Source organism: Anaerosphaera multitolerans (assembly GCF_004006535.1).
GTDB lineage: Bacteria > Bacillota > Clostridia > Tissierellales > Peptoniphilaceae > Anaerosphaera > Anaerosphaera multitolerans.
The window spans coordinates 129,634-135,633 of sequence record NZ_RLIH01000006.1; the positions used below are offsets into that span (position 1 = coordinate 129,634).

Below are 6,000 nucleotides of genomic sequence, written 5' to 3' on the forward strand. Positions count from 1 at the left end.
AATTTATAAAAAACATTTAAAAAGCAGCCAAATAAAATAGCATACATAACACCACGTTATGCATGCTATACTCCCATATTTTATTATGAAAAGAAATTATTCCGTTAACTAACTAACTCTAAAGCACGATTTCTAATTCTTATTTCCTCTGTTGACTCCGCATCATCCATTACAAGACCATGATTTTTTTTCTTTCTTGTAACTTGATCAATACATACATAAGTAATAAAACCTTCAACGTGTATCTCACCAGTTAAAGATGAAACACCGTTAACATAAACTGTAATACTTGAATTGCCCAAATTTACAATTTTGCCCGTAAAGTTTACAATATCTCCCTTTGGAACCGGTTTAAAAAACTTAAACCCATTCATTGCTAAAAAAACCAACTCATCAGGATTTTTATAGCTCATTGAAGCAGTCATAAATCCTGTTTCCGATAACCAAATTAAAGCCTTACCTACAAATAAAGTTCCATGATGATTTAAATCACCGGTTAATACTAACTGAGACGTACTTAATTCTTTCACAAAAAACATTCCTTTCAAATTTTATTAGTTCCATTATACAATATGCTTTTCATATTGTAAAGCTATATTTTATATAATAAAACTAATTTTGCATTGTGAAATTATATCCTGTTTTCTCTACAATTATTCTTTTCTATAGCTAAAAATAAATGCACATATGAGAATTATAATTGCATAAAATATAAAAAAAGAATTTAAGTTATCCATTCCCCTACTTAGAGAAACTATACCACCTATAAACTTTAATAAGAAAGACGTAAAAATATAGCCGCTAAAACTTAAAATACTAGTTATTAAAGCTCTTCTATCTATCTTTGTAAATTTACCTACATAATAAAATCCTATGGAAATTAATCCTGCACTGAAAAATCCAATTGAAAATAACAATATGCCCAAGAAAATAATATTTGCATGAGCTATTTTTAAGCCTAAAGTAATCCATAGTACCACATTTATTAATGAAACAATTGGCAACAATTTTCTAACGTCAAATTTATCGCAAAGTCTACCTATAATCGGCGTTCCTAAAAAATAACCCGTTGAAAATACTAACAATAGATTACTTGTAGTAGTAAATGCAAAATTATAGCCATCTACAAAATAGGGAATAAACCACAATCCCTGAAATGATTGAACGGCACCGGTACAAATGGTAAAAATAATAATCAAAGAAACTAAAGCTCTGTCCAACCCAAGTCCCTTTGTCCTCTCCCCGTCTTTTAAACTTGAAGAAGATGCCTTTATCCTTATATCACCTACAGAAAATACAATAAATAAAAATAGTATAAAGGGAATTATTGCAAAAATATAAAAGCTGACTCTCCAGCTGAAATTGTCAACTAACAGCTGTAATGGTTTTGAAGCTACGATAGTACCTATAGTACCAAAGGCCAGTAAGATACCAGTAAGCCCTCCTGCCTCTTCACTCCTGAAAAGCAACCTTACAAAAGTTATGGCAGGTATGTAGGTTGTAGATATTCCTATACTTAAAAGAACTCTACTTAACAATAGGCTATGTACACTGTTAGATAGACCAAAAGACAAGGAACCAATAGTAGTGACAATTAAACTGAATAATATTATTTTTTTCGGACCAATTCTATCACATAAGTATCCACAGGGTATTTGAATTATTGCATATATAAAAAATAATATTGAGCCTAAAGTTCCAATAGTATCCATTCCTATTCCCAATTCTTGAGAAATAGGTACTGATAATACAGATAAAGACACCCTATGAAAACTTGACACTAGGTATGAGAGAGCTAAAAAAATAAAAACTAACATTTTATTGTCGCTTTTAGCCCTGTTTACATTTTCCATTCACTTCCTCCTAAAAATTAATATTTGATATATTTTACCATAGCCAATACTTTAATCATACTAAAATTACATTAAAACAGGTGCAAAATAATTACACCTGTTAATAACTAATCTTTTACTATTGTTCCCTGACTGTTTGGATTATTGGTATTTAGAATTTTAATCATTATGTTTTTTTCTCTCACCGGTGCAATAGCTTCTTTTTGATAAATTTCCGCACCATCTTCTATTATCTTTCCAAATTCATCATAATTTAAAGTCGGTATAGTCTCCGCTTTCCTATCTTTCTTGGGATCTGAAGTCATAACACCGTTTACGTCGGTCCAATTTTCATAGACTTTTGAATTAAGAGCGCTTGCAATAATGGACCCTGTAAAATCTGAACCGCCTCTATTAAAAGTCCTAATATTCCCCTCAACATCTCTACCATAGAAGCCAGGAACTACGAATTTCTTTCCCTTGCTCATTTTTTCTCTTACATTTTCATAACTTTTTTCAAAATCAATTTCTCCTCTAGAATTGAAATTAATTAAGTCTTTAGCATCTATAAATTCATAGTCTAAATACTTTGCCATTAACTTAGCATTTAAATATTCTCCGCGGCTTACTATAAAATCTCTACTCTGCGAAGATTCTATATCTTTAAAAGAATTTTCTATTTCTTCAAAAGTCTTTTTATCTAAGTTTAAATCAATAGCTATGTTTTTAAATCTATTCTTTATAGTTTCTACTGTAGTATCTATAAGCTTTTCATTCTCAATAAATTTTTCTTTTAATTCTGCTAAAACTCTTTCAATTTTATTTTGACTTTCTTTTAATTCACTTATATTTATTAGTAAATCTGTGACTTTTTCATCTTTAGAATCTCGCTTTCCCGGTGCTGAAACAACTATAATATCTCTTTCATCTTCAGATAATACTATACTTTTCACCTTAGAAAATTGTTTTGCATCGCTTAAAGATGAACCGCCGAATTTTGAAACACTTTTCTTTTCGATTTCCTCAATATGAAAGGGAGTCACTTGATATACACAGTAGTTTAACCAGTTTGAAAAAAATAAATTTCCCGAAGTTCTCCATTTAATGGTTATACCGTCTTTAGGATTGTTATTTTTATAATAATTCTTAGGTAAATTGATTTTTAATCCCTTAGATAAATCCCTAATATATTCATTGTGCAAGGTTTCCTTATCATATTCCCAGTGCCCAAAAGAAAATATAAACCTATTGTCCTCTGTGGTAACTAAACCTACTCCCGTATCTTCCCTACTCGCTAAAATTTTTAAATCTGAATGTTTTCTAACTTCTTCTTCTCTTACATAGGTATGCCTTGAATGTGGAACCAGAAATTCATCGTCAAAACCCTTTAGGATTTTATCATCAGCAAGTTTTTCAAATTCAAATACTCCAAATATTTTATTATCTAAAACTTCACTATCAATATCGTAATAATAATAAAGAGCTGCTTGTGCCGCCCAACAAATAAACATTGTAGAATAGACATTAGTTTTAGCAAATTCCAAAATACTCTTTAATTCATCCCAATATTTAATGTTTTCATACTCAAGTTTTTCCACTGGAGCACCTGTAATTATCATCGCATCATACTTATTGTCTTTTATCTCTTCATAAGTCTTGTAAAATTTTTCCAGATGTTCTTGTTCAGTATTTTTTGAATTATGGGAACCCATTCTTATTAAATCAATATTTATTTGCAAGGCAGTATTAGATAACATTCTTAAAAATTGAATTTCAGTTTCTTCCTTTTTAGGCATTAAGTTTACTATTGCAACTTTTATTGGTCTAATATCTTGGCTTTGTGCTCTATTTTCACCGATCACAAAAATATTTTCCCTTTGTAAAACATCTTCTCCAATTAAATCCCTTGGTATAATAAGAGGCATATTTTCAACTCCTTAACAATTTTAACCTTCAAAAGCCTGATTTAAATCTTCTATTATTTCCTTAACATTTTCTATTCCAACTGAAAGTCTAACCATATTCGGAAGTATTCCGGCTTCTATTTGAGCTTCTTCGCTAAGCTGTCTATGAGTCATACTTGCCGGATGAAGTGCATGGGTTCTAATATCTCCAACGTGAACTACTAAAGTCGTCAACTTTAAGTTGTTAATCCATTTTTTAGTTTCCTCTATTCCACCCTTTACTCCAAAGGCAATTATTCCGCTACCTCCTTTAGGGACATACTTTTTAGCTAATTCATAATTACTGTCACCTTCAAGTAAAGGATACTTTATCCAATCCACCTTTGGATGATCTTTTAAAAACTTTGCCACTTCCAGTGAATTTGTAGAATGCTTTTCCATTCTCAAAGCTAAAGTTTCAACGCCTAAATTTGTTAAAAAAGCGTTAAAAGGACTCATTGTAGTTCCTAAATCTCTTATAAAGACTACTCTTGCCTTAGTAATATAGGCTTGTTCTTTAAAAGTATCAGTATAACTAAGACCATGGTAATTCGGATCTTTATCAGTTAAACAAGAAAACTTTCCATTTTCCCAATTAAATTTACCGCTATCTACTATAACTCCGCCGACACTTGTAGCATGTCCATCTAAAAACTTAGTTGTAGAATGTGTTACTATATCGGCTCCAAAATCAAAAGGTCTACATAGGTATGGAGTGGCAAAAGTATTATCAACTATTAAAGGTATACCGTATTCATGAGCTATTGCTGAAATTTTTTCAATATCTAAGACATCTACTCCGGGATTTCCTATAGTTTCGGAAAATACAAGTTTTGTATTATCTTGAATTGCACCTCTAAGTTCCTCTTCATTATTTAAGTGAACAAAAGTAGTCTTTATACCGAACTTTTCCAATGTAGATCCTATTAAAGTATAGGTGCCTCCATATAAATTATTCATTGCCACAATATGTTCCCCTGCCTTACATATTGTAAGAATAGCTAAAAGAGTTGCTGATTGACCTGATGAAGTTGCTAAAGCTCCAACGCCGCCTTCCATTTGTGCTATTTTTTCCTCAAAGGCATTCACTGTCGGATTGGATATTCTGGAATACATATGTCCATCTTTTTCCAAATCAAATAATGCCGCTACTTCATCTGCATCATCATATTTATAAGTCGTTGATTGAAAAATAGGTAATATTCTAGGCTCACCATTTTTAGGCTGGTAGCCACCTTGCACACATAAAGTTTCAACTGACAAATTTTTTAACTCTTTCATTTTTTACCTCCAAATTTTTAAAATAAAAAAAGCTTCCGTCCTAAAAGGACGAAAGCTAAACTTCGTGTTACCACCTTTATTTGTCATTACCTCACAGTAATAACCTCTTCAAGTACTATCATACTCTATCGCTATAACGGGCGCTCCCGTAAATATCTAAAGAAAATTTCGATATTTCCCAAGAAAAGACCATGTTCCCCTATCTTCATTCCACTTCTCTCACCAAACGAAGCTCTCTGTACTCATTCCAATAAGGTACTCTTCTTTCTAAACAGTTTAATTTTAATATTGTTATTCATTTTACTATTGTTAATATGTAATGTCAATGATTTTTTTTAATTTTAATAAAAAACAAGCCTAAGCTTGTAAAAATGGTGACCCATGCGCGATTCGAACGCGCGACACCCTGATTAAAAGTCAGGTGCTCTGCCGACTGAGCTAATGGGTCTTAAGTACATAATACAGTTATCATAGAAAATTCTGTAGTAATAACTACAGAATTTTGGCGGAGAGGGTGGGATTCGAACCCACGTGGGCTTGCACCCTAACGGTTTTCAAGACCGCCCCGTTATGACCACTTCGGTACCTCTCCTTATTAAAATGGTGACCCATGCGCGATTCGAACGCGCGACACCCTGATTAAAAGTCAGGTGCTCTGCCGACTGAGCTAATGGGTCTTAAATTTAAATGGCTGGGGTGGCAGGACTCGAACCTACGAAATGCCAGAGTCAAAGTCTGGTGCCTTACCGACTTGGCTACACCCCAATATTTTTGTGGTGCACCTAGGAGGATTCGAACCCCCGGCACACGGATTAGAAGTCCGTTGCTCTATCCTACTGAGCTATAGGTGCATATTTGGAGCGGGTGAAGGGAATCGGACCCTCGCAACCAGCTTGGAAGGCTGGGGCTCTACCACTGAGCTACACCCGCATAGTATTTATTAT

General features: G+C 32.9%; 4 protein-coding genes, 6 tRNA genes and 1 other annotated feature. All 10 genes read right to left on the reverse strand.

The features are described from left to right. Positions 1–104: 104 nt before the first annotated feature. Entirely contained in the window at positions 105–530 is a 426-nt protein-coding gene (locus EF514_RS05830) for an acyl-CoA thioesterase (protein ID WP_164845555.1), read from the reverse strand. Between the two features lie 123 nt (positions 531–653). Continuing rightward, entirely contained in the window at positions 654–1,853 is a 1,200-nt protein-coding gene (locus tag EF514_RS05835) for an MFS transporter (RefSeq protein WP_127724497.1), read from the reverse strand. A gap of 107 nt (positions 1,854–1,960) precedes the next feature. Then, positions 1,961–3,757: a homoserine O-acetyltransferase/O-succinyltransferase family protein gene (locus tag EF514_RS05840; RefSeq protein WP_127724498.1), complete on the reverse strand. Its 1,797-nt coding sequence runs from the start codon at positions 3,755–3,757 to the stop codon at positions 1,961–1,963. 21 nt (positions 3,758–3,778) lie between these two features. Beyond that, on the reverse strand, positions 3,779–5,056 hold the full coding sequence (locus tag EF514_RS05845) for an O-acetylhomoserine aminocarboxypropyltransferase/cysteine synthase family protein (RefSeq protein WP_127724499.1): 1,278 nt from the start codon (positions 5,054–5,056) through the stop codon (positions 3,779–3,781). Between the two features lie 41 nt (positions 5,057–5,097). Next, positions 5,098–5,337, reverse strand: a binding site (T-box leader). 91 nt (positions 5,338–5,428) lie between these two features. Continuing rightward, a tRNA-Lys gene (locus tag EF514_RS05850) sits at positions 5,429–5,504 on the reverse strand. A gap of 55 nt (positions 5,505–5,559) precedes the next feature. Next, positions 5,560–5,648, reverse strand: a tRNA-Ser gene (locus EF514_RS05855). Between the two features lie 9 nt (positions 5,649–5,657). Then, positions 5,658–5,733: transfer RNA gene (locus tag EF514_RS05860), tRNA-Lys, on the reverse strand. 11 nt (positions 5,734–5,744) lie between these two features. Continuing rightward, positions 5,745–5,821: transfer RNA gene (locus EF514_RS05865), tRNA-Gln, on the reverse strand. Between the two features lie 9 nt (positions 5,822–5,830). Then, a tRNA-Arg gene (locus tag EF514_RS05870) sits at positions 5,831–5,907 on the reverse strand. A 5-nt stretch (positions 5,908–5,912) separates the two neighbouring features. Continuing rightward, positions 5,913–5,986: transfer RNA gene (locus EF514_RS05875), tRNA-Gly, on the reverse strand. Positions 5,987–6,000: the final 14 nt, after the last annotated feature.

Excerpts from the sequence above, each read along its gene's own strand:
- EF514_RS05835 (WP_127724497.1), bottom strand. The coding sequence starts at position 1,853 with ATGGAAAATGTAAACAGGGCTAAAAGCGACAATAAAATGTTAGTTTTT.
- EF514_RS05840 (WP_127724498.1), bottom strand. The coding sequence starts at position 3,757 with ATGCCTCTTATTATACCAAGGGATTTAATTGGAGAAGATGTTTTACAA.
- EF514_RS05845 (WP_127724499.1), bottom strand. The coding sequence starts at position 5,056 with ATGAAAGAGTTAAAAAATTTGTCAGTTGAAACTTTATGTGTGCAAGGT.